Source organism: Nonomuraea glycinis (assembly GCF_014646515.1).
GTDB lineage: Bacteria > Actinomycetota > Actinomycetes > Streptosporangiales > Streptosporangiaceae > Nonomuraea > Nonomuraea glycinis.
Genome location: NZ_BMNK01000012.1, coordinates 163,801 through 185,433 on the forward strand (window position 1 = coordinate 163,801; position 21,633 = coordinate 185,433).

Genomic DNA, 21,633 nt, shown 5'->3' on the forward strand with positions numbered 1-21,633 from the left:
GGTTACGCGTTAGGCAACCACCTGCTCGACTCCCTTTTCGGGGCATATATCTAATTATTGTTCTCTGTAAGTACGTCACGGATGTTCCGGCTGTACCTCGGGCCGGACCCGGAGCCCCGGTGGGGAGTCGGTCGTGGCCTGACCGCCGGGCGAGAAAGAAAAGATTGCACCGGCTGGGGCAAAATTATCGAATGAGGGCTGTCTGGAATAAGGCGCTGAATCTCTGGATAAGAGCACATGAAGTTCTTGTGCAGAGGAGACGTCATGACCGCTACCCAGCAGGGCCGCGACGAGGTCGCGTCGAACGGGAAGGAGCCGAGGCGGATCGACATGCCGATGCTCGGCATCGAGATCCGCCGGCGCGAGGTCGAGATGCCCCACGTGCCGATGCCCCATGTGCCGATGCCGCACATCAGCAAGCAGGAGTTCGGACACTACGTCGACGTCGCCCGGACGATCCTGCCGCCACCCGAACGCGTCGCCTACTACGGAGCGCTGGGCGCGCTGGCGATCTTCGGGGCCATCGAGTGGCCGGTCGCCGCCGCCATCGGCGTGGGCATGGCCATCACGCAGCGAGGGCGACAGGGGTCGGCCAAGCCTGACATGCCCGTACGGGGACAGCAGCAGGCACAGGGTTCCGGCAAGCCTGGCACGCCCGTACAACGACAGCAGCAGGCGCAGGGGGGCGCGCCCGTACCGGCACAGCAGCAGGAGCAGGAGCCGAAGAAGCGTCGCGCGGCCGCCGCGCAGCAGGCGGTGGCCGGTGCCGCGAGAAACCGCAAGAGCGCTCCGCAGAGCAAGTGAGCAGCGACCTCGCCATGGACGGGAGAGTTTGAGAGCCTATGGCGCTGTTCGGCATGCTGCTCGACCTGCTTCCGCCACCGGTACGGAACGTCTTCCCGGACTCCCGCTCGGTGCGGAGTTGCCCAGGGGGAGTGCGGATCGAGCTGAGGAGCGTCGGCGGGCCCCGGACCGAGGGGCCCGCTCGTGTTCTCGAGGAGCGGCTGCGCGCGGCCGGCGCCGCGCGCGCGGAGGTGAACGGGGCGCTCGGCAGCGTGTTCGTGAGCTGCGACGAGACGACGGACGTCGCCAAGCTCGTGGCCATCGTGGCGGAGTGCGACGCCGACGGCCGGACGGCCGGCCCGGCTCGCGTTCTCGACGGCGTGGAGCAGCAGGCCAGGGCGGCGTTCAGCCTCGGTCTGCACCTGGCCGGTGCCGGGCTGGCCATGACCGGCCGCCTGGCCCGCCTGCCCGCGCTGCCCGTCGCGGTGCCCAGTCTCGTCACGCTGGCCGAGCACACCCCGCGGGTGCGTACGGAGTTGGAGCGGCACCTCGGCAAGCCTGCCGTGGACGCGGCGCTGGTGACGTCCAGGATCGTCGCGCACACGCTCAGCCTGCGACCGGCGTCGCTGCTCGTCGACTCCGTCGCCGCGGCCGTACGCTACGCCGAGGCTCGTGCCCGGCGGCAGGCGTGGGAGCGGCGCGAGGAGGAGTTCGCGGTGACGCCGGGGGCGTACCGGCACATCGCCCCGGCCGTGGCGGCGCGGCCGGTCCCGCTGCCGCGCGGGCCCGTGGAGCGGTACGCCGACGCGGCCGGCGGGGTGTCGCTGGGCGCGCACGTGGTGACCTCGGTCCTCAGCCGGAGCCACCATCGCGGGCTGTCCGTGCTGATCAGCGGCACCCCCAAGGCGGCGAACCTCGGCAGGGACGCCTTCACCGGCGCCGTCGGGCGCGCGCTGGCCGGGCGCGGCACGATGGTGCTCGACCGTGCGGCCCTGAGCCGCATGGACCGCATCGACACCGTCGTCCTGGACGCCGCCGTGCTCACCACGGGCGCGTGGACGATCGACGGCGTGCTGCCGCTCACCCCCGACGTGGACCTCGACGACCTGCACGCCCGCCTGTACACCCTCCTCGACCTCACCGACCCCGACGCCGCCCGCACCCGCGACGGCTGGCAAGCCCGCCCGCACACACTCCGGAGTGACCCCCGCCCAGATCGCGACCGCGTGCTGGAGGAGTGGCGTGAGCAGGGTGTACGTGCGGTGGAGGTGGTGCGGGGCGGTACCCCGATCGCGCTGGTCGGGCTGGCTCGTGAGCTGTATCCCGCCGCCGAGGCCCTGGTGGCGGCTCCGAAGGGGGCATGCGAGGTGGTCCTGGCCGGTGGGGAGCCCGGCCTGGCTCGGCGTCTGGTAGTGGAACGGTCCATCGACGGCGGGACCAAGCTGGCCGCGTCGGTGCGGGCGTTGCAGGCCGAGGGGCGTGGGGTGGCCGTGGTGTCGCGGCGCGGGCGGGGGGCGCTGCGCCAGGCCGACCTGGGGATCGGTCTGCTCGACGGCGTACGGCGGGTGCCGTGGGACGCCGATGTGGTCGCCGAGCTCGACGGCGTGCACCTGCTCCTCCGCTACCTGGCCTCGGCCAGGAAGGCGAGCGTGCGAGCGGTGTACGTGAGCGCCGCCGGCTCGGCCGCCGGTCTCGGGCTGGCGTTCCTCGGCCCGGCCACCACCGCGGTCGGGCGCGCGAGCCTGGTGCGCGACTGCACCGGGCTGGCCGCTCTCGCAGCCGGGCAGTGGACGGCCAGGAGCGTCGGACGGGAGGCCCCGCCGATCCGCGCCGACCACACGCCCTGGCACGCCATGGCGGCCCGCGACGTCGTGGAACGCCTCCGCACGTCGCCCGACGGGCTGACCGAGTCGGAGGCCGAGCGTCGCAGAACCGCCCGGCCGGCGGCCAAGGGGCCGCAGTCCCTGGCCGGCGCGTCGGTGGAGGAGCTGGCCAACCCGATGACCCCGCTCCTGGCCGTGGGGGCGGGCCTGTCGGCCGCGTTCGGCTCGGTGCTCGACGCGGTGCTGATCGGCGGCGTGATGGTGACGGGCGCGCTGCTCGGCGGCGCCCAGCGGCGGGGCGCCGACCACGCGCTGCACCATCTCACCGAGACGACCGCCGTCCGGGTACGGTTGCGCCGCCCCACGGGCCTGGTCCAGGGCGACGCCGACGCCCTGGTGCCCGGTGACGTGATCGAGCTGCGGGCCGGCGATGCCGTGCCGGCCGACGGCAGGCTGCTCAAGGCGGCCGGGCTGGAGATGGACGAGGCCCCCTTGACGGGCGAGTCGCAGCTCGTCGCCAAGACCGCCGCGCCGACCGCGGCGCCCGCCGTCGCGGATCGCGCGTCGATGGTCTACGAGGGTACGACCGTCGCGGCGGGGCACGGGCTGGCCGTGGTCGTGGCCACCGGTGAGGCGACCGTGGCGGGCCGGACCGCCAGGCTGAGCCAGGAGCGGCCGCCGCCGAGCGGGGTGGAGCTGCGGCTGCGCGAGCTGGGCCACAAGATCCTGCCGACCGCGCTGGGCTCCGGCGTGGTGCTGATGCTGGTCGAGCTGGTCCGCGGCTCGCCGTTGGCCCAGGCGCTCGCCCCGGCGGTGAGCATGATGGTGGCGGCGGTGCCGGAAGGGCTGCCGTTCGTCGCCACCGTGGCCGAGCTCGCCTCCGCCAAGCGCCTGTCCACCCGCAACACGCTTGTTCGCAATCCGTCCACGATCGAGGCCCTGGGCCGGGTGGACGTGCTCTGCTTCGACAAGACGGGGACCCTCACCGAGGGCCACATCAGCCTGCGCATGGTCTCGGACGGCCGGGTCGAGCAGAGCGTGGCGGAGGCCGTACCCGAGCTGAGGGCGATCGTGGGCGCGGCGCTGCGCGCCGGGCCCAGGTTCGACGGCGGGCGGGCCATTCCGCACCCCACGGACCGCGCGGTCGTGGCCGGCGCCGAGCGGCTCGGCATCACCCCGGAGGACGGGCTGCGCACGTGGCAGCGCGTGGACGAGCTGCCCTTCGAGCCGGCGCGCGGCTACCACGCCGTACTCGGCCGGTGGGAGTCGGGACAGCTGCTGAGCGTGAAGGGCGCTCCCGAGATCGTGCTCTCCCGGTCCACCGGCATGGTCGTGGACGGACGGCACGTCCCGCTGGACGAACGGGTCAGACGGGAGCTGGAGCAGGGGATGGAACGGCTGGCCCGGCAGGGCTACCGCGTGCTCGCCGTCGCCGAGCGGCCCGCCTCCAGCCGCGCCGACCTCGACGAGTCGCGCATCGAGAACCTGCGCTTTCTCGGGTTCCTCGGCATGGCCGACCCGGTGCGCCCGACGGCCAAGCGCAGCGTGGAGCAGCTCGTACGGGCCGGCGTACGGGTCGTCATGCTCACCGGCGACCATCCCAGCACGGCGGCGGCCATCGCCGCGGAGATCGGCGCGCTGGACGGGCTGCGGGTGATGACCGGCCCCGAGCTGGAGGCGCTAGACGACGACGCCCTGACGGAGGCGCTGGCCGAGGTGGCGGTGTTCGCCCGGGTCACGCCCGAGCACAAGGCGCGGATCGTCACCAGCTTCCGCACGGCGGGCAAGGTCGTGGCCGTCACCGGCGACGGCGCCAATGACGTGCCCGCGATCCGGCTCGCCGACGTGGGCATCGCCCTCGGCACGAACGCCGCCCCCGCCGCCAGGGCCGCCGCCGACATCGTCCTGGCGGACGACCGGATCGAGACGATCATCGACGCGATCGTCGAGGGCCGGGGCATGTGGGCCTCCGTACGCGACGCGCTGGGCATCCTGCTCGGCGGCAACATCGGCGAGATCGCCTTCACGCTCGGCTCCAGCCTCCTGACCGGCCGCAGCGCGCTGAACACCCGCCAGCTCCTGCTGGTCAACCTGCTCACCGACATGCTGCCCGCCATGGCGGTGGCCATCCGGCCGCCCAGCGCGTCCAGTCCCGAGCGCCTGCTGGCCGAGGGGCCGGAAGTCTCGCTGGGGGCCGCCCTGACGCGGGACATCTACCTGCGCGCCGTCGTCACGGCGGGCGCCGCCACCGCGGCGTGGTCGCTGGCCCGGCTGAGCGGCACGCGGGGGCGGGCGGACACGGTGGGTCTCATCGGCCTGGTGTCGGCGCAGTTGCTGCAGACGCTGGCGCTGGGCGGGCGGGACCGGGTGGTGGTGCTCGCCGCGGTGTCGTCGCTGGCCGCGCTGGTCGTGATCGTCTCGGTGCCGGGGCTCAGCCGGCTCTTCGGCTGCCGTCCGACCGGCCTCGTCGGCTGGGGCATCGGCCTGGGCTGCGCCGTGGCCGCGACCGTGGTGAGCGTGCTGGTCGAACGGCGATCCGTCACCGCCCGTTCACCGAACTGACACCCCTACCGATACCACTCCGTCACCTTTATAGCGAAATATGCTCGTAAATGCCCTTATGACCGTTAGGTAGAGAGTTGTCTGAGTTCTTCGCCTCCCTGCTCGCCAAGGCCGCCGTCATGCTGCTCGAAGCGCTGATCATGCGGTTCATCCAGAGTCTCGCCGCCTCGCTCTTCCGTCCCGCGGGCGTGCGGCTGGCCTAGCGTCCTCCAGGCGCCCGGCCGGGCTCGCCGGCCGGGCGCCACGGTCAGCGGGTCGCCGGTCCCCCGGTGTAGCGGCGGGGGAGGATCATGAGCGGGTTGTCGTCGAGGATCACGTCGGGCGGCCCGAACCGGGCGGCGACCTCGCGGATCTCCGGGTCGTCGAGCAGCAGCAGGCGGCCGTCCTCGACGAACGACTCGCCGTCCACCTGGATGGAGGGCCGGTCGATCTGGCAGTCGCAGTGCGCGAAGCCGGGGCTGGTGGTGACCGGGACGCCGTCGCGCAGGGCGTCGAGGCCGCAGTAGAAGGCTCCGGCGTGCTTCTCGCGCTCGAACTGGGTGCCGCCGGCGAGCCGGGTCTTGGGGTTGAGCCCGATCAGGGCGTGCCGGAGGTAGTAGCCGTCGGGTGAGGCGCGGCGCAGCTGCTCGGCGGCGATCCCGCCCTCGATCTTCCGCACCTGGTTCTCCTCCAGCGTGATGCGCAGGAGTTGCTCCGGCACCCCGGTGAAGGTCGAGTCCTCGATGACCAGGACGCCTTCGGTGACGGTCGGATGGAAGTTCGCGCCGCCGTACGGGAAGGGTTGCCAGTCGCCGGGCTTCAGCGGGCCCTCGTCCAGGGTGAAGGCGAAGCGCGACAGGGTCAGGTCGGTGCCCAGCGCGGAGGTCACGCGGATGCTCTGGGCCGCGTTCAGCCTGGTCAGGGCCCGATGCTTGATGGCGTAGTAGACGTCGTTGGGGAACCTGGCGCCGGTGAGCATGGCGCCGGCCGTGGCGGCCATGTGCAGCGAGGCGAAGCGCACGGGCAGCGCTCTGATCTGGTCGAAGAAGAGGGGCGCGGTGTGCACCTCGCCCCACCAGGTGGCGCTGATCACGACGTCGGCCTCGCGCACCGCGGCCGTCTCGACCTGGTGGGTCACGTCCTTGTCCCACCCCCCGGGGCTGAACGGGGCCACGGACAGCACGTGCACGTCGGCGTCGCGGTAGGCCGCCGCCGCGGCGATGGCCTGCACGACGACGGGGTCGGCCGTGTGCTCGACCAGCAGGAGCACCCGCTCGCCGGACGCGACCTGGGCGTGGTGCATCAGATTGCGCGCGCCGGGCATCAACTCGACGATCGAGTACGGGGTGGCGCCCGGCATGGAGGCGTAGGAGAAGGGCGCCGCGGCGTAAGGATTCACGATCATCGCACTCTCATCCGGTATGTGCTGGTCTGCGACTTCTACCCGTTACTTTAAGTGTTAATGCGGCTACTTTCAGCTACTGTGGTGCCTATGAGGACGCGGACGAACCTGACCCTGGCGACGCTGTTCTTCGGGGTGTTCGTGATGGGCTGCGCCGAACTGCTCGTGGTCGGCGTGCTGGACCTGATCGCCGCCGACCTGCGGGTCTCCATCGCCGCGGCCGGCACGCTGGTGACCGCCTACGCGCTGGGGATGGCGATCGGCGGGCCGATCCTGACCGCGCTGACGATCAGGATGGACAAGCGGGCCGTTCTGGTCGGCACGCTCGTCGTGTTCGCCGTGGCCAACCTGGTCCCGTTGCTGGTGCCCGACCATGGGGTGTTCGTCGCGGCGCGCGTCCTGGCGGGCGCGGTGCAGGGGCTGTTCATCGCCGTCGGGTTCGTGACGGGCATGGCGCTGGTCCCGCCGGAGCGCGCGGGCCGGGCGATCTCGGTGATCATCTCCGGCATCGCGGTGTCGGCCGCGCTGGGTGTGCCGCTGGGCACGCTGGTCGGGCAGACGGTGGGCTGGCGGGGCTCGTTCCTCGGGATCATCCTGCTCAGCGTGGTCGCGCTGGTCGCCACGGTGGCGTCGGTGCCGTCCGTGCCGCGCACCGGCGGCGGCGTCGCGGGCCAGGCCAGGTACGCCTTCGCCCCGCGGGTGCTCGCCGTGCTGCTGGTGAACGTCCTGGTGTTCGCGGCGGTGTACTCGGCGCTGACCTATATCGTGCCGTTCCTGAACGGTGTCACGGGCATCTCCGGCGCGCTGATCAGCGTGTTCCTGCTCGCCTACGGCCTGGCCAACGCGGTGGGCGCGTTCTGCGGCGGCCGGTTCGCCGACAGGAGCGCCGCGCGCACCCTCGTCGTGGCGACCGCCGGCGCCGCGGCCTGCCTGCTGGCGCTCTACCTCGCCGGCGCGGTCGCGCCGCTCGTGGCGCTGGTGATGGCGGCCTGGGGGCTGTTCGTCGGCGGCATGGTGCCCTCGCTGCAGTTCCGCGTGGTGAGCCTGGCCGGTCCGGGCGGCGCGCTGGCGTCCTCGCTGCCCGGCTCCGCGATCAACGTGGGCATCGCGGCCGGCTCGCTCGCCGGTGGCGTGGCGATCGGCGGCTCCGGCGTCTCGGCCCCGGTGGTCACCGGCCTGATCATCGCCGTGATCGCCGTGCCCACCGCCTGGGCCACCGGCTTTCTCAAGCCGCCGACGGCCCGGGCGGCGGAGCTCACTCCTTACGTCGCCTAACATCCGGAAAATGCTGGTTTGCGCACTTGTTAGAGATCTTCGTAGGGTGTGGCATCGCCTAAGATCGGAGTCCCCATGCGTGAGCCGGAGCCGACACCCGCCGATCAGTGGTCCGGGTGGGAAACAGAGCCGAAGCCCCCCGCATACTGGCCGGGACTCGGGAACGAGCAGCGGCAAGGCGGGCTGGAGATCGACCGCAAGGTCACGAAGGCCGTCGCCGGCAAGCTCGTCGGGCTGGCCACCGACGCCGACATGGACGGCACGTTCGAGAGATACGGGAACCTCGACTCCATCCCGAACCTCCACTGGCGCCTGCCGGGTGATCTCGGCCGGCTTCTCCAGGGCGCGGGCGCACTGACGCGCCTGGTCTGGAGTGACCTGCACGCCGAGGTCGGCATGGCGGGACTCCTGATCGAACGAGCCTCCGCCCGATATGACCTCGTGGAGTCCCCCCGGCTCGGCGACATCCCCCTGTCCGAGCTCGCGGCGCGCATGCCCGGGGAAGGCCCCCTGGGCCGGGTCGGCCAGCCGAGCCACCTCTACCCCAAGGGCAGCGATCCGCTCGAACTCGCCAAGGGGACCGATTACGGCGTCGGCGACATGACCGCGGCGAAAGCGGTGCACGACTTCTCCTTCAGCACCTTCTGGCTGTACGGGAATGTGCCGGCGTACTTCGATGCGATGGCCGCCTCACTGGTCGAACTGGCGAACACGCTGCCGCTCCGGGCGCAGGACCTGCGCGACGCCCCTTGGCACGGCGAGGCCGCCGACATGGCGCAGGGCGCGCTGCGGCAGATCCACGGGAACGTGACCTCTCTGGCCGCCACCGCCGGCACCCTGAGCGCGGCGGCCGAGAGGTACAAGGAGATCGTCTACTGGTGCTCCGCCAACTTCGAGAAGGCGGTGGACCCGCATCGGGGCGGCTGGGACGAGTTCTGGGATCTCGGCGGCACGGCGGACAGCCGGACCCGGAGCTTCCTCGGGGAGGCGAACAACGCGTTCACCGACATCTATCAGATGATGCCCAAGCGCATCTCGGAGGATTTGCCGGGGCTGCTCGTGAACGACGACATGACCGCCGGCCTGCGCTCGAACATCGACCGCCTGGTCGATTTCCCCGAGCTCTCCGCGGCCAACCGGGAGTGGCTGGCCGATAACAAGCCGCTGCTGCGTGCGTACGAGAAGGCGGAGCAGACGTACGGCTGACGGCCCGGTAGTCCTGCTGAAACGCGCTCGCCCGGCACGGTCGCGCCGGCGACCGTGCCGGCGGAAGTGAGCAGGCGTGGACAGTTGGTGACCTGTCAGGTGGACGGCTGACGGCCGCAGGCTTGGCGCCGGACATTCGGCAAGCCACCAAGGAGACACCTTTCATGTCGAAGTCGCTCATCACCGCCGCCGTGACCGGGGCGATGGCCTTAGGTCTCATCGCCGCGCCCGCCCAGGCGACCACCGCCGCCGCACCACTCGCGGCGTCCTCGACCGCCAACGGGTACGGGCCCGACAACACGTTCCAGTACTACGGCCCCGGCCGCGAGGGCTACTTCCTCGGCTACTGGTACAAGGAGGGCGGCGGCGGCAACAGCTACAACTTCGGCGGCCGGCTCGTCGACCACCATGCCGACCAGTACTCGGCCACCTACGTCTACTTCAGGTATTACGACAAGGGGGGCAACCGCCGCACCAAGCTCTTCAAGACCACCAAGAAGCGCACCGTCCGCGACATCGGGTTCAAGAAGGACCTGGACGTCCGGGTCTGCACCGCTTGGCACCACCGGTGCGGCGGCTGGCACGACGTGTTCTAGACCGTTCTAGACCGGCTCCGCCGAGCCGAACGTACGACCACGAGGGCGTCCAGGCTGGTCCTGGGCGCCCTCGTCCCGATCGCCCGGGCGACCAGCCCTCTCGGCGTGGGTCAGCCGGTTCGCTGGAGCAGGAGGGTGACGAAGCCCAGGATCCTCCGATAGCCGTTCAGCCACATGTCACGATGCTCCAAGGCGGCCGCGCGGGCCGCGTCGGCGTCCGGGCCGGGGTTCTCGTTGGCCCAGCGCAGGAGCGTCCCTGTCCAGGACCACTCGTAGTCATCCCATTCGGACAGGTCGCTGGTGTAGCCGTAGATCGTGTCGAAACCGGCGAATTCGGCGGCGGCGACCGTCCCCGGCAGGTCGAGGAAGTCCGACGGCTCGGCGCCCAGCCTGGTCAGCGCCTCCGGCGTCGGCTCGCGCTCCCAGAATCCGTCGCCGATCAGTGCCAGCCCGTTCGGCCTCAGGTAGCGCCGTACGTGCTCGGCAGTGGGGACCAGGCCGCCGAACGCGTGCGTCGCGCCGACGCAGACCACCAGGTCGTACTGCTCGGCCACGGGGAAGTCGGCGGCCGGCCTGTGGTGGAGCCGGATGCGCTCCCAGACCCCCTGGGCCTCCGCGTGCCCCTCGGCGGCCTTGAGCGCCTGGGCGGAGATGTCGACGCCATCGGCGGTCGCGTCCTCGTGGAGGGCCAGCGCGCGCAACGTCCAAGCCGCCTCGCCGCAGCCGAGATCGAGGATCCGCGCCCCCTCGGGCAGCCGGGCCCGGCGCAGCAGCCGGGTCACGTGCGCGCCGGAGACCGGCGCGGCGATGGGATGGTCCCGATGGGCGAGATGACTGATGACCTGGCGTTCCATTGCCCCACTCTGTCGCATCTCCCACCGGCGGGACCAGCCGTTTGATCGCCCACGACGGTGACCGCCGGCCATCCGGGCTTCGCCGGCGCCGCCGGTACGAAGGACAGCCGGACCCGGGAAATGCCGGCGCAACGGCACCGCGACAGAAGGAGGGAGTGGCGGCAGCACTATCCGCCGATCCTGGATGCCTACGAGGAGGCGGAGAAAAGTACGAGTAAGAGCGGCTCAGCGCCGCGTCATGTACGTACGAGGCGGGGCGTCGTCAGCGACGGGCACCTCCAGGGTTGTGGCGTGGGCGCCGTCGGCGTCGATGAGATGGTCTTCCACGGTGGGACCGGCAACGGCCAGGCGGTGGCGGCGCAGCCAGCCGAACAGGTCCTGGCCGGCGCGGACGACTCCCACCGAGGGCGGGACGATGGCCCGTACGACGCTGCGGGTCTGCAGCGTGAGCCGGCCGTCGGCGCGATCGGTGGTCACCGCGGCGGTGAACCGGCCCGTCGGCGGGCCGTCGAGCCAGGTCAGCAGCGTGGCCGGCGGTGTCGCGCAGAGGCCGGCCAGCGCGGCGGGGTGCGCCACGCGCAGCCGGCGGACGCGCAGGTGGCGCGGGCCGACGGTGGCCTGCTGCGGCAGGATCGACATCGGCGTGGTGAGGTGGTCCTGGGCGTGCGCGGCGGTCGCGGCCAGGGCGGCGATGTCCCGCTGGATGCCGGTCACGATCTCGGCCAGCGCCTGCCGTACCTGCGGCTCGGGGGCGTCGAGCAGATCGGCGATCTGACGCAGCGGCAGGCCGAGGCGCTGCAGGCCGCGGATGCGTTCGAGCCGGGACAGCTCGGCCACGCCGTACCAGCGGTAGCCGGTGAGGCCGTCGACCGAGGCCGGGACGAGCAGCCCGATCTTGTCGTAGTGGCGCAGGGTACGTTCGGATACGCCGACCATGCGCGCCAGTTGCCCGATCCGCCACATGGCGTCCCCTCGTGTTAACCTTGCCCCCGCGTCAGGGTTTTACCGTCACCGCCATGACCGATCCTCGTAGCCGGCTCATCGGCGTGTTGTTGCTGACCTCGCTGGTAGCCATGATGACCGCCGCGGTCATCGTGGTGCCATCGGGATTGACCCTGAATCCGGCCGACCCTGCCGCCACGCTCACCGCCGTTGCCGAGCGGACCGGCCTGCACTTGATCGAACTGGCCTTCGACGTCCTGGGCTGGCTGACCCTGACCGCCGCCGGCCTGGCCATGACCGCGCGCCCGGGTGGGCCGATGGCCGGTGGGCTGCTGGCTGCTGCCGGGCTTGCGGGTCTGCTTCATGACGCCGGGAACCTGGCACTCACCCAGTTGGCCGCCACTACCACCGCCGCCTCGGCCGCCCTGGCGGTCATGCTCACCGCCAAGTGGATGGTCAACCTGGCCGGCCTGCTGTGGGTCGCCGCCACCGTCGCGGCGGCGACCGGCAGCCCGATGTCCACCCGCCTCCGTGTCGCCGGCCTGGTCGCGGCCATCTCCGGGCTCGCCGCCGTGGTGCTCCCCTGGACGACCGGAACGGCCGGCCCGACGGCGGCGCTGGAACAGCTCGGGTACGTCCTCCACCTGCCGATCATGCTGTGGTACGGCGTTCTGGGCTGGCGGTCACTGCGAAGCGGGCGACTTAGACTGGGTCGGTGACACCCAGAGCGGAGCAGGGGCAGGCGTTGCGCGCGGACGCCGCGCGTAACCGGGCCCGGGTGTTGCAGATCGCCCGCGAGCAGTTGGCCACGGGGGACGACTCGCTGATGTTCAACAGCATCGCGCGGCTGGCGGGAGTGGGCGTCGGGACCGTCTACCGGCACTTTCCCAACCGGCAGGCGCTGCTCGAAGCCCTGATGGCGGAGCGTTTTCAGCGGCTGGTCAGCGAGGCGCAGGCCGCGGCGGCCGACGAGGACGCCCTGGCGGGCCTGCACCGCCTGCTGCGTTATGCCCTCGGGCACGTGCTGGACGGCCCCGGGCTCACGGGGGTGCTCGAAGCCGCCAGCGACGCCGACGCCCGGACGTCGGCGATGAAGACCGATTTCGATCGGGCCATCACGGAGCTGCTCGACCGTGCCCGCCAGGCGGAGGCCATCCGGCCTGATCTCGAAGCCGACGATGTCCGCCGGCTGCTCTGCGGCATCGAGCACGCGGTCCGCGTCGGCGAAGACCGGGCCAGGCACACCGAGCTCTATCTCGGCGTTCTGCTCGAAGGCCTGCGCCCGCCGCGTTGACGGCGGTCCCGTAAACCCGGAAAGTCGCCGCCGCGCGCCTCGAAACCGATCCAGGCCGTGCCGATAACCCATGCCCCGGTCAACTAAGCGGATACTCATCCGCTTATGCTACGGTCTGATTCAGAAACCGGATACCCATCCGGTACGAGGAAGGACAGAGCCATGAGCGGACGAGCTGTGGTGACGGCGGGGACCGGGGGAATCGGTCTGGAGACCGCGATGGGGCTGGCGGCGAGCGGTTACGCGGTGACCGTGGTGGGCCGTAACGCCGAGCGTGGCGCCCGCGCGGTCGAGCGGATCGACGCGGTGGGGACCGGTCCGGGGGCGCGATTCGTCCAGGCCGACCTCGCCTCGCTCAGTGCCGTACGAGCCCTCGCCGCCCAGCTCGCCGAGGAGGGGCCGCTGCAGATCCTGGTGAACAACGTCGGGGCGATGTTCACCGACCGGCAACGCACGGTGGACGACATCGAGGCGACCTTCGCCGTCAACCACCTCTCCCCGTACCTGCTGACCGAGCTGCTGCTGGACCAGCTCCGGGCGGGAGCGCCGAGCCGGATCGTCAACGTCACCTCAGGCGCGATCCGGGCCGCCAAGCGCATCTTCCAGGCCGTCGAGCCGCCGGGCGGCTACTACGGCTTCCACTGGTACGGCCGGGCCAAGCTCGCCAACCTGGCCTACACCCTGGACCTGGCCGAGCGGCTGCGGGACAGCGGCGTCTCGGTCTTCGCGGCCGACCCCGGCGGCGCTGACACCGACATGACCGACGGCAGCATGCGATCACCCGCCATCGTGTCACCCCCACTGCGGCTGCTCTGGCCCCTGGTCTGGCGGATCTTCGAACGCGCCACCTCCGGCTCCGCCGCCGTGGCCGCCCGTCCATCCCTCCGCGCCGCGACCGACGCCTCGCTCAACGGCCGAACCGGCCTGGTCATCGGCGCCAGAACCCACCCCGTAACCCCCTTCCGCTCCGCCACCGACCCCCGGACCGCCGAAGCCGTCCTCAACCTCAGCCGCAAACTGGCCCCCCTCACCCCACCCGACAAGGTGACCGTATGACCGATCGGCTCTTCGCTATTGTCGAATATGCATGATCGGACCGTATCTTCGGCGGAATATCGGCCTGTTTTCCCGGGGCGTGAATATCTTCAGTTAAGGCGATCAAAGGCCGCGTGGTCAGAGAAATCTGGCTACGGTGAAACCATGTTCTTCGAGCCCCCGTCAGAGCAGGAAGAACTCACTCGCTCACCCAGGCCCGGACTGCCTGCCTGGTACGCTCCGCCGTCGGACGAGATGGGCGGGGTGGTGGTCAGCGGTCTGGCGCTGGCCCGTACTCCGAATATCGCCGTCACCTTGCCGACGATCCAGGCGTTCGAAATCGGCTGCCTGATGAACGTGGACATCGTCATGAGGCCGCACACACTGTCCGCCGATGACTTCCAAGGCCGTTCACTGAGTTTCAAGGATTCTCAGTGATTCGCCCGGTGTGGGCGAAGGTCCTCGTCTGATCCGGACAGTGGGTGCCCGGTGCGGGGTTGACGTTTCACGGCCACCTGCCCCGCCAGGCGGGGTCTTACGGTCGGCTCCACGTCCGTTTCGGGTCTCCGGGCCACTCCCGGCGACCGTACGCTCCACCAGCGAGGCGAGATTGAGCGCTGCGTTCTCGTCGCGGTCCATCGACAGGCCGCACCCCTCACAGACATAGGTGCGCACCCGCAGCGGCAGTTTGGCTTTCACCGCACCGCAGGATGAACACGTATTGGAGGAGGGGAACCAGCGGCTCGCCACCAGCAGCCGGCCGCCGTGCCAGGCGGTCTTGTAGGCGAGCTGGCGGCGGATCTCCCCGAACCCGGCATCGGAGACGGCGCGGGCCAGCCGCCGGTTGCGGATCATCCCGGCCACGTGCAGGTCCTCGACCACGATGGTGCCGTACGTCCGGGCCAGGCTCGTAGTCAGTTTGTGGATGCCGTCGCGGCGCAGCGCCGCCACCCGATGCTCCGCCCGGTTGCGGGCCGCGTTCGCCCGCTGCCACCGCTGCGACGGCCGCTGGCCGGTGCGCCGGTCCGGGCCGTGTTTGCGAGAGACCGCTCGCGACAGACGGCGCAGCTTACGCATAGCGTTATTGAGATGCCTGGGGTTGGGGACCGGCGGGCGTCCGTCGGAGAAGACCGCCAGGGTCTTGATGCCGAGGTCCACCCCGAGCACCGCGTCCGGCCGCGTAGGTGCGGCCGGAGGTCGTTCAGTGTGCACGGTGAAGCTGACGTGCCAGCGGCCCTCCTGCCAGCGCACCGTCGCCGACGCGATCCGCGCCCCGCCTTCGGTGAGCAGGCCGGCGAGTTTGGTGATCGGCTCGTGCGTTTTGATCCGGCCCAGCATCGGCAGGATCACGTGGGTGTGGCCGTCCAGCCGGATCGTGCCGGTGGTGAAGTGCACGGACCGGGCCGCACGGCGTTTGGTCTTGAACCGGGGGAAGCCCATCTTCGGACCCTTGCGCTTACCGCTGTTGGAGTCGCGCCAGTTGGACAGGGCGTCGGCCAGGCGGGTCAGCCCGCAGGCGTAGGCTTCTTTGGAGTTGCCCGCCCACCACGGCGCCACCTCGTCCTTGACCTGGTTCCAGCGCTTGCGCAGGCTGTACATCGACCACGACAGGGCCGGGGTGAGCCGATCCTCGGGGATGCCGTAGGAGCGCTCGGCCTCCCGCTGCGCCAGATTCGCCCTCACCTGCGCCAGGCCCCAGTTGAACGCCACCCGCACCGCCCCGCAATGCGACGCCAGCACAGCACCCTGACGCGCGGTCGGGTCCAGCGCGAAACGGTAGGCCTGCACGACACGCACGACGATCCCCCTCCCCCCGTATTCGAGAGTGTGTGCGAACGACTCTACCAGCATGACCGTACACTGGGTAAGGCTTTGCACGCGCATCGTGACGATTGCGGGATGGAGCAGGCAGCGCGGGGCAGGCGCGGCGCCAAGCCGCAGGCCCCTCCAGCGCTTCGTCATGCCGTCCACCAGCGCACAGACCACCGAGCCGACCCCGGGTCTGTGGATCTGGCCCTTGCCGCCCCGGAGCCCTTCGAGCTCGGCGTGGAATGGCCCGCCGGCGGGATCGAGCTGAGCATCGTCGACCTGGAGGGCGAGGCCATCAGGTCTGCCGTCCAGCGGTCGGTCCCGTACTGGCCGGATTCCCCGCAGAGCGAGTAACGCCTGGCCGGCGCGCTGTGTCTCATTCGGAGAGTCCTGTCCTGCGGTATTCGCGCTCCGACCGGCTCAGTAGGTGATGACGACCTTTCCTGAGGAATGGCCCTCTTCCTGGTATCTGATGGCTTCCGGGATCTCCTTGAAGGGGTAGGTCCGGTCGATGACCGGGGTGACCTTGCCGTCCTCGATGAGCTCGGTCAGCAGGGCCAGGTTCTGCTTGTTCTCGGTGCAGCTGACCACGTCGGCGATGGTCATCGTCTGCGACACGAACGGCGACAGCACGACCGCCGCCATCATGTGACCGACGGGCTGGACCCATCGCCCGCCTTTCCCGCCGATGAGGACATAGGCGCCCTCACGTGTCAGCACCTGCCGGCAGGCGAGGGCCGAGTGGCTTCCGGCGATGTCCAGCATGATGTCGTAGCGCTGTCCGAGCTGGGTGAAGTCCTGCTTGGTGTAGTCGACGACCTCGTCCGCGCCGATCGATCGGACCAGGTCCACGTTGCGGCTGCCGCAGACGCCGGTGACCGTCGCGCCGAACGCCTTGGCGAGTTGTACGGCGAACGTGCCCACCCCTCCCGAAGCGCCGTCGACGAGCACCGTCTGGCCCGGCTGAATCCTTCCCTTGTCGCGCAGTGCGATCAGGGCGGTGTTGGCCGCCAGCGGCACGGCCGCCGCCTGCTCGAACGTCAGGTTGGCCGGCTTCGGCGCCAGCTCGGACTCCTTGACGCAGGCGTACTCGCCGAAGCCGTCGCGCTTGGACATCGCGTACACCTCGTCGCCGGGGCGGAACTCGGTCACGTCCTCGCCGACCTCCTCGACCTGCCCCGCCAGGTCGGCGCCCAGGACGCCGAACTTCGGCCCGCGCAGCCCGGGGCCGCCGCCGCCCATCAGTCGCGCGACGTACGGCTGTCCTCTCATGTAGTGCCAGTCGTACGGCTGGACGGAGGTGGCACGTACCCGGACCAGCACCTCGTCGCGGGCGGGGACCGGCCGGTCGAGGTCGGTGAGCTCCAGTACGTCGGGTGAGCCGTACGAGCGCAGGACGAACGCCTTCATGGCATGCTCCTCAAAGCGAGACGGGAACCATGCGATGAGCGTAAAAGTCCTGAATAAGGAGGTCATCGGCCGAAAGTACGCCTGATTGGCGGACGATCGGCCGGCTCAAGTCGGGCCGTTGCGCTGATGATTCGCCATCGACTCAGCCTTCACGATCGGGGCATGACAGACAAGATTGCGGCGGCTCGCCCCCGGGCGCAGTGGCCGGTGCCCGCCGCGCTGATCGCGCTCAGCCTCGTGCCCGTGCTCGCCGGTGGCATCCGCATGGCCGAGCTGACCGGCGGCGCGGAGATCACGCCGGACAACGCGCGGTTCTTCGCCTCGCCGGTGCCGGTGGTGCTGCACATCATCACCGTGACCCTCTACAGCGTGCTGGGGGCGTTCCAGTTCGTGCCCCGGCTGCGCCGGAGGCGGAGCTGGCATCGCGTCGCCGGGCGGGTGCTGGCTCCCTGCGGGCTGGTCGCGGCGCTCAGCGGGCTGTGGATGAGCTTCTTCTACGCCCTCCCGGAGAGTGACGGCGCGCTCGTGGCGGCCTTCCGGCTCGTGTTCGGCACGGCCATGGTGGTCGCCATCGTCCTCGGCCTGGCCGCGATCCGGCGGCGGGACTTCGCCCGGCACCGCGCCTGGATGATCCGTGGCTACGCGATCGGCCTGGGCGCGGGCACCCAGGCGCTGACCCACGCGCCCTATTTCGCGCTCGTCGGCACCCCCGACGAGTTCGCCAAGGGGCTGCTCATGGGCGCCGGCTGGGTGATCAACGTCGTCGTGGCCGAATGGATCATTCGGCGGAGTTCTTGACCCGGTTGGTCTCGTACGCCCACATGGCGATCTCGACGCGGTTGCGGGCGCCGAGCTTGGCCATCAGGCTGGCGATGTGGGTTTTGACCGTGCTGAGCGAGATGTGCAGGTCGCCGGCGATCTCGCCGTTGGTCCGCCCGCGCGCCACGGTCACCAGGATCTGCTCCTCCCGGTCGGTGAGCGCCTCGATGGGCCGCACCGGCGGTGCTGCCGGGCCGGTACGGGCGAAGGCCCCGAGCAGGCGGGCGGTGATGCTCGGGGCGATGAGCGCGTCGCCGTTGGCGGCGGCGTGGATCGCCTCGGACAGTTGCCGGGCGCCGGCGTTCTTGAGCAGGAAGCCCCGGGCACCGGCCCGCAGCGCGGCGTAGACGTACTCGTCGAGGTCGAACGTGGTGATGACGACGACGGCGAGCGGGTCGGCGACGTCCGGCCCGGCGAGGGAACGGGTGGCCGCGATCCCGTCGAGGCCGGGCATCCGGATGTCGAACAGGCACACGTCCGGGCGCAGCCGCCGCGCCAGCTCCACGGCCCGCCGCCCGTCGGCGGCCTCGCCGATGACCTCGATGTCCGGCTGGGCGTCCAGGATCATCACCAGTCCGGTGCGGACGATCTCCTGGTCGTCGGCGACGAGCACCCGGACGCTCATGTCGCCGCTCCCGCGCGGGGCAGCACGGCGGTCACGGTCCAGCCGCGATTGGGGCCGGGACCGGCCGTACAGGTGCCGCCGAGCAGGTCGGCGCGTTCCATCATGCCGATGAGGCCGTAGCCGGGCGGCCGGCGTACGAGACTGCTCTCGCCGTCGTCGCTCACCCGCAGATGCACCGAGGTGTCGTCGGCGGCGACGCGGACCTCGATGCGGGTGGCGTGCCGCGCGTGCCGCCGGGCGTTGGTGATCGACTCCTGGGCGAGGCGGTAGAGCGCGGACCCGACCGACGGGGGCAGGTCGTGGAGATCGCCGGAGATCTCCACATGGACGTCGGGGCCGGACGCGCTGTGGCTCGAGAGCTGTTCGAGATCGGCGATGCCGCGGCCGGGCTCCAGGTCGGCCGGCTGGTCCTGGCGCAGGACGCGGACCATGGCGCGCATCTCGTCCAGCGCGCGCGCCGCCTCGGCCTCGATCACGTGCAGCGCGTCGGCCGCGGCGTCCGGCCGCGCGGCCGAGGTCGCCAGGCCCGCCTGGGCCCGGATCGCCATGGCCGAGATGTGGTGGGCGACGGTGTCGTGCAGGTCGCGTGCCAGTTGCTCGCGTTCGAGCAGCTTGACCTGGTCGAGCTCGCGCAGCCGCGCCCTGGCCCGGAACCGCAGCGCCACCCCCAGCGCGATGGCCGCGGACATGACGGCGAACGCGGCGATCACGCCGGAGACGGCGAGCCGCCCGAGGAGGATCGAGAGGGACACCGAGCCGAGCATGATCGATAACCCGATCACGGCCGACCGCCCGGACCCCCATCGGAACAGCGCATACACCAAGATCAACATGTACGCCATCGTGTACATCTCGGCGGCGGCACCGCCGGTGAGCAGCGGGGCCAGGCCCGTGGCGGCGAAGATGATCACGATCATCAGCAGCGGCCTGGTGCGCCGCCACAGCACCGTGGGCACCAGCCCGATGGTGAGCGTCACCGCGACCGCCCGCCACGGCAGATCCGGCCGCACAACCGCTTCGAGCACCGCGACCGCCACGAGCACGCCGGCGAGCACCCAGTCGCGCCACACCCGCGCGGGCGGGTCGGGGGGACGGGGCTCGTTCCACACGGAGCGGATGAGCCTGCGCACCCCCTCATCGTACGAGAGCCCGCCCGCCCCTCGAAGCCCCGGAGGCGAGACGTCACGACGACTTACGAGAGCCCGCCCGTACTTCGAAGCCCCGGAGGCGAGGCGTCAAGATGGCTTGTGAGAGCTCGCCGCGCGGGGTGTCAGGAGGGTTGGGGGCGCTGGAGGCCCGCGAGGAGCAGTGCGACCATGCGGCGGGGCTCGTAGTGCGGGTCGCTGTCGCCTCCGGCGCACAGGTTGCCGATGCCGCGCATCAGCTCGTAAGCCTGGGTGCCGGGGCTGATCTCGCCGGCGTCGACCGCGGCGTCGAGCAACTGGGCGAGGACGGGCACCAGGCGGTCGAGGAAGTAGGTGTGCAGCGCGTTGTAGCCGCTGCTGTCCGATCGCAGCGCGTTGGCGAGCCCGTGCTTGGTGACCAGGAAGCCGACGAAGAGGTCCACCCACTGACGCAGTGCCGCGAACGGAGAGTCGGCGGTGGCCAGCAGGGTCGGGCCGGCCTCGGCGCAGGCCTCGACCTGGTGGCGGTAGACGGCCACCACGAGATCCGCCCGAGTCGCGAAATGTCGGTAGATCGTCCCCATCCCGACGCCGGCTCTGGCCGCGATCTCCCGGATCGGCGCGTCGACGCCGGAGGTGACGAACACCGCGGCGGCGGCGGCGAGCAGCGCCTGGCGGTTGCGCACCGCGTCGGCCCGCTTGCTCCGGACCGGCACGTGCCCGGACTGGGACACCAAGCTCTCCTTCGATCGAACATCGCTCGCCAGGCCAAGGCTACACACTGCTTCGTTCGGTGGACCGGCGGTCGTGGCGCCTCCGGTTAGGCTGGCGTCATGGTCGCCGACGGCGTCGCAGGCGGGACCCGCCCATGGTGAGCGGCGACGTCCCGCGCTGGGATCGCGCCCGGCCCGCGGTGCCCTACCTGTTCATCCTGCTGCCCTCGGTCTTCGCCCTGCTGCGCGAGTGGCGGGTGGAGCTGCTGGTTCTGGCGCTGTCGGCCGCGGCCTGGCACTGGTTCATGGTGGGCCGGCAGCCCGGCTGGGGCGAGCGGCCGTGGGCCCGGGCCGGCTACTTCGTCGGGCTGCTCGGCTTCGTCGGGGCGCTGGTCAGGATCGACGGGGTGTTCTCGGTGACCGGGGTGGGGGCGTTCATCCTGGCTTTCACCGTGCTGCCGGGATGGTGGGCGTACGCGGGGGTGGCGGCGACGGCCGCGGTGCTGGTGGTGGTGCCCGAGGGGCGGGCGCCGGGGCAGATGCTCTTCTCGTTCCTCGTCGCGACGCTGGTCGCCGCCACGGCCGGGCTGTCGGTCCGTACCATCTCCCAGCAGAACGACCAGCGCAAGGTGATGATCGAGCAGCTTCGCCGGACCAGCGCCGAGCTGGCCGCGCTCGCGGCGGAGAACGCGGACCTGCAGGCCCAGCTCCTCACCCGGGCCCGTGAGGCCGGTGTGCTGGGGGAGCGGCAGCGGATGGCGAGGGAGTTCCACGACACCGTCGCGCAGGGGTTGACCGGCATCATCACCCAGCTCGAAGCCATCGACGGCGCGGTCGGCGATCCCGTGCTCGGCGCGCGGCTGGCCACGATGCGCACGCTGGCCGGGGACAGCCTGAACGAGGCGCGCCGATCGATGCAGGCGTTACGCCCCGCTCCGCTGGCGGCGGCACAGCTGCCCGCCGCCCTGGCGGACGTCGCGGCGACCTGGTCGCGGGCGACCGGCACGCCCGCCGCCTTCGCCGTGACCGGCGACCCCCGGCCGCTGCACGTCGGGGTGGAGAGCACGTTGCTGCGCACCGCGCAGGAGGCGCTGGCCAACGCCGGCAAGCACGCCGACGCCTCCCGCGTCGGCCTCACGCTGTCGTACATGGAGGATGTCGTCGTTCTTGACGTACGGGATGACGGCCGCGGATTCGTCCCCGGGGCGACCGGGCCCTCCGACGCCGGTGGCTTCGGGCTCGTCGCGATGCGTCAGCGTGTCACCCGGCTGGCCGGCGACCTGGCGATCGAGGCCGCCCCCGGTCAGGGCACCGCGATCTCCGCCAGCATTCCGGCCATCCCGCCCGATCCGTCCGCCGAAGACCTGAGGTGAGCCATGCCC

The 21,633-nt window shown here is 71.3% G+C and carries 21 protein-coding genes; 13 read left to right on the forward strand and 8 right to left on the reverse strand.

All coding sequences use genetic code 11. The features are described from left to right. Nucleotides 1–264: 264 nt before the first annotated feature. The 3 genes from IEY87_RS30005 to IEY87_RS46795 all read left to right on the forward strand — a co-directional run bounded on the left by IEY87_RS30005 (nt 265) and on the right by IEY87_RS46795 (nt 5,371). A complete protein-coding gene (locus tag IEY87_RS30005) occupies nt 265–804 on the forward strand; it encodes a hypothetical protein (protein WP_189142289.1) in 540 nt (179 codons plus the stop codon). A 38-nt stretch (nt 805–842) separates the two neighbouring features. Then, entirely contained in the window at nt 843–5,168 is a 4,326-nt protein-coding gene (locus IEY87_RS30010; protein WP_189142173.1) for a cation-translocating P-type ATPase, read from the forward strand. Nucleotides 5,169–5,245: 77 nt separating this feature from the next. Continuing rightward, nucleotides 5,246–5,371: a hypothetical protein gene (locus tag IEY87_RS46795; protein ID WP_263652251.1), complete on the forward strand. Its 126-nt coding sequence runs from the start codon at nt 5,246–5,248 to the stop codon at nt 5,369–5,371. Nucleotides 5,372–5,415: 44 nt separating this feature from the next. Here IEY87_RS46795 and IEY87_RS30015 read toward each other — a convergent pair whose 3' ends face one another. Beyond that, nucleotides 5,416–6,552 (reverse strand): 2,5-dihydroxypyridine 5,6-dioxygenase NicX family protein, encoded by a 1,137-nt coding sequence (locus IEY87_RS30015; protein WP_189142174.1) that lies wholly within the window; start codon nt 6,550–6,552, stop codon nt 5,416–5,418. A gap of 87 nt (nt 6,553–6,639) precedes the next feature. Between IEY87_RS30015 and IEY87_RS30020 the strand changes: the two genes are divergently transcribed. The 3 genes from IEY87_RS30020 to IEY87_RS30030 all read left to right on the forward strand — a co-directional run bounded on the left by IEY87_RS30020 (nt 6,640) and on the right by IEY87_RS30030 (nt 9,626). Then, nucleotides 6,640–7,824, forward strand: coding sequence for an MFS transporter (locus IEY87_RS30020; protein ID WP_189142175.1), 1,185 nt, complete (start codon nt 6,640–6,642; stop codon nt 7,822–7,824). A gap of 75 nt (nt 7,825–7,899) precedes the next feature. After that, complete coding sequence (locus IEY87_RS30025; protein WP_189142176.1) at nt 7,900–9,030, forward strand: hypothetical protein; 1,131 nt, start codon at nt 7,900–7,902, stop codon at nt 9,028–9,030. 164 nt (nt 9,031–9,194) lie between these two features. Continuing rightward, nucleotides 9,195–9,626 carry a hypothetical protein gene (locus IEY87_RS30030; protein ID WP_189142177.1) on the forward strand — a complete coding sequence of 144 codons (432 nt, stop codon included), beginning with the start codon at nt 9,195–9,197 and terminating at the stop codon, nt 9,624–9,626. A gap of 110 nt (nt 9,627–9,736) precedes the next feature. Here the strand turns inward: IEY87_RS30030 and IEY87_RS30035 are convergent, their stop codons facing one another. Both IEY87_RS30035 and IEY87_RS30040 read right to left on the reverse strand, forming a co-directional pair. Beyond that, a complete protein-coding gene (locus IEY87_RS30035) occupies nt 9,737–10,480 on the reverse strand; it encodes an SAM-dependent methyltransferase (RefSeq protein ID WP_189142178.1) in 744 nt (247 codons plus the stop codon). Nucleotides 10,481–10,705: 225 nt separating this feature from the next. Further along, nucleotides 10,706–11,443, reverse strand: a complete 738-nt coding sequence (locus IEY87_RS30040) for a MerR family transcriptional regulator (RefSeq protein ID WP_189142179.1) — start codon at nt 11,441–11,443, stop codon at nt 10,706–10,708. Nucleotides 11,444–11,496: 53 nt separating this feature from the next. Between IEY87_RS30040 and IEY87_RS30045 the strand changes: the two genes are divergently transcribed. The 4 genes from IEY87_RS30045 (at nt 11,497) to IEY87_RS30060 (ending at nt 14,189) form a co-directional block, all read left to right on the forward strand. Then, nucleotides 11,497–12,141, forward strand: a complete 645-nt coding sequence (locus IEY87_RS30045) for a hypothetical protein (protein WP_189142180.1) — start codon at nt 11,497–11,499, stop codon at nt 12,139–12,141. Continuing rightward, nucleotides 12,138–12,716, forward strand: a complete 579-nt coding sequence (locus IEY87_RS30050; protein WP_225277388.1) for a TetR/AcrR family transcriptional regulator — start codon at nt 12,138–12,140, stop codon at nt 12,714–12,716. Before IEY87_RS30045 ends, IEY87_RS30050 begins: the two co-directional genes overlap by 4 nt. A gap of 162 nt (nt 12,717–12,878) precedes the next feature. Next, nucleotides 12,879–13,772 (forward strand): SDR family NAD(P)-dependent oxidoreductase, encoded by an 894-nt coding sequence (locus IEY87_RS46800; RefSeq protein WP_189142181.1) that lies wholly within the window; start codon nt 12,879–12,881, stop codon nt 13,770–13,772. 144 nt (nt 13,773–13,916) lie between these two features. Next, on the forward strand, nt 13,917–14,189 hold the full coding sequence (locus IEY87_RS30060) for a hypothetical protein (protein ID WP_189142182.1): 273 nt from the start codon (nt 13,917–13,919) through the stop codon (nt 14,187–14,189). Here the strand turns inward: IEY87_RS30060 and tnpB are convergent. After that, nucleotides 14,163–15,548 carry an IS607 family element RNA-guided endonuclease TnpB gene (gene tnpB / locus IEY87_RS30065; protein WP_189142183.1) on the reverse strand — a complete coding sequence of 462 codons (1,386 nt, stop codon included), beginning with the start codon at nt 15,546–15,548 and terminating at the stop codon, nt 14,163–14,165. The two genes, IEY87_RS30060 and tnpB, sit on opposite strands and share 27 nt — an antisense overlap. A 207-nt stretch (nt 15,549–15,755) precedes the next feature. On the opposite strand from tnpB, the gene IEY87_RS30070 reads away from it, so the two are divergent. Continuing rightward, nucleotides 15,756–15,914, forward strand: a complete 159-nt coding sequence (locus tag IEY87_RS30070) for a hypothetical protein (protein ID WP_189142184.1) — start codon at nt 15,756–15,758, stop codon at nt 15,912–15,914. 66 nt (nt 15,915–15,980) lie between these two features. On the opposite strand, the gene IEY87_RS30075 is transcribed toward IEY87_RS30070, so the two are convergent. Next, nucleotides 15,981–16,970 (reverse strand): NAD(P)-dependent alcohol dehydrogenase, encoded by a 990-nt coding sequence (locus IEY87_RS30075; RefSeq protein ID WP_189142185.1) that lies wholly within the window; start codon nt 16,968–16,970, stop codon nt 15,981–15,983. Nucleotides 16,971–17,132: 162 nt separating this feature from the next. On the opposite strand from IEY87_RS30075, the gene IEY87_RS30080 reads away from it, so the two are divergent. After that, the gene (locus IEY87_RS30080) at nt 17,133–17,768 is read left to right on the forward strand and encodes a DUF2306 domain-containing protein (RefSeq protein ID WP_189142186.1); all 636 of its coding nucleotides are present in this window, start codon (nt 17,133–17,135) and stop codon (nt 17,766–17,768) included. On the opposite strand, the gene IEY87_RS30085 is transcribed toward IEY87_RS30080, so the two are convergent. The 3 genes from IEY87_RS30085 to IEY87_RS30095 form a co-directional block, all read right to left on the reverse strand. Further along, nucleotides 17,749–18,414, reverse strand: a complete 666-nt coding sequence (locus tag IEY87_RS30085; protein WP_189142187.1) for a response regulator — start codon at nt 18,412–18,414, stop codon at nt 17,749–17,751. The two genes, IEY87_RS30080 and IEY87_RS30085, sit on opposite strands and share 20 nt — an antisense overlap. Further along, complete coding sequence (locus IEY87_RS30090) at nt 18,411–19,544, reverse strand: sensor histidine kinase (RefSeq protein WP_189142188.1); 1,134 nt, start codon at nt 19,542–19,544, stop codon at nt 18,411–18,413. Before IEY87_RS30090 ends, IEY87_RS30085 begins: the two co-directional genes overlap by 4 nt. A 140-nt stretch (nt 19,545–19,684) precedes the next feature. Continuing rightward, entirely contained in the window at nt 19,685–20,272 is a 588-nt protein-coding gene (locus IEY87_RS30095; RefSeq protein ID WP_225277387.1) for a TetR/AcrR family transcriptional regulator, read from the reverse strand. Nucleotides 20,273–20,406: 134 nt separating this feature from the next. On the opposite strand from IEY87_RS30095, the gene IEY87_RS30100 reads away from it, so the two are divergent. Continuing rightward, nucleotides 20,407–21,624, forward strand: a complete 1,218-nt coding sequence (locus tag IEY87_RS30100; RefSeq protein WP_225277386.1) for a sensor histidine kinase — start codon at nt 20,407–20,409, stop codon at nt 21,622–21,624. The last annotated feature ends 9 nt before the right edge of the window (nt 21,625–21,633 follow it).

What these genes read in the sequence shown, in the direction of transcription:
- IEY87_RS30040 (WP_189142179.1), bottom strand. Translation starts at nt 11,443, where the DNA reads ATGTGGCGGATCGGGCAACTGGCGCGCATGGTCGGCGTATCCGAACGT.
- IEY87_RS30045 (WP_189142180.1), top strand. Translation starts at nt 11,497, where the DNA reads ATGACCGATCCTCGTAGCCGGCTCATCGGCGTGTTGTTGCTGACCTCG.
- IEY87_RS30020 (WP_189142175.1), top strand. Translation starts at nt 6,640, where the DNA reads ATGAGGACGCGGACGAACCTGACCCTGGCGACGCTGTTCTTCGGGGTG.
- IEY87_RS30080 (WP_189142186.1), top strand. Translation starts at nt 17,133, where the DNA reads ATGACAGACAAGATTGCGGCGGCTCGCCCCCGGGCGCAGTGGCCGGTG.
- IEY87_RS30100 (WP_225277386.1), top strand. Translation starts at nt 20,407, where the DNA reads ATGGTGAGCGGCGACGTCCCGCGCTGGGATCGCGCCCGGCCCGCGGTG.
- IEY87_RS30035 (WP_189142178.1), bottom strand. Translation starts at nt 10,480, where the DNA reads ATGGAACGCCAGGTCATCAGTCATCTCGCCCATCGGGACCATCCCATC.
- IEY87_RS30010 (WP_189142173.1), top strand. Translation starts at nt 843, where the DNA reads ATGGCGCTGTTCGGCATGCTGCTCGACCTGCTTCCGCCACCGGTACGG.
- IEY87_RS30015 (WP_189142174.1), bottom strand. Translation starts at nt 6,552, where the DNA reads ATGATCGTGAATCCTTACGCCGCGGCGCCCTTCTCCTACGCCTCCATG.
- IEY87_RS30060 (WP_189142182.1), top strand. Translation starts at nt 13,917, where the DNA reads ATGTTCTTCGAGCCCCCGTCAGAGCAGGAAGAACTCACTCGCTCACCC.
- IEY87_RS30025 (WP_189142176.1), top strand. Translation starts at nt 7,900, where the DNA reads ATGCGTGAGCCGGAGCCGACACCCGCCGATCAGTGGTCCGGGTGGGAA.
- IEY87_RS30085 (WP_189142187.1), bottom strand. Translation starts at nt 18,414, where the DNA reads ATGAGCGTCCGGGTGCTCGTCGCCGACGACCAGGAGATCGTCCGCACC.
- IEY87_RS30030 (WP_189142177.1), top strand. Translation starts at nt 9,195, where the DNA reads ATGTCGAAGTCGCTCATCACCGCCGCCGTGACCGGGGCGATGGCCTTA.
- IEY87_RS30005 (WP_189142289.1), top strand. Translation starts at nt 265, where the DNA reads ATGACCGCTACCCAGCAGGGCCGCGACGAGGTCGCGTCGAACGGGAAG.
- IEY87_RS30075 (WP_189142185.1), bottom strand. Translation starts at nt 16,970, where the DNA reads ATGAAGGCGTTCGTCCTGCGCTCGTACGGCTCACCCGACGTACTGGAG.
- IEY87_RS46800 (WP_189142181.1), top strand. Translation starts at nt 12,879, where the DNA reads ATGAGCGGACGAGCTGTGGTGACGGCGGGGACCGGGGGAATCGGTCTG.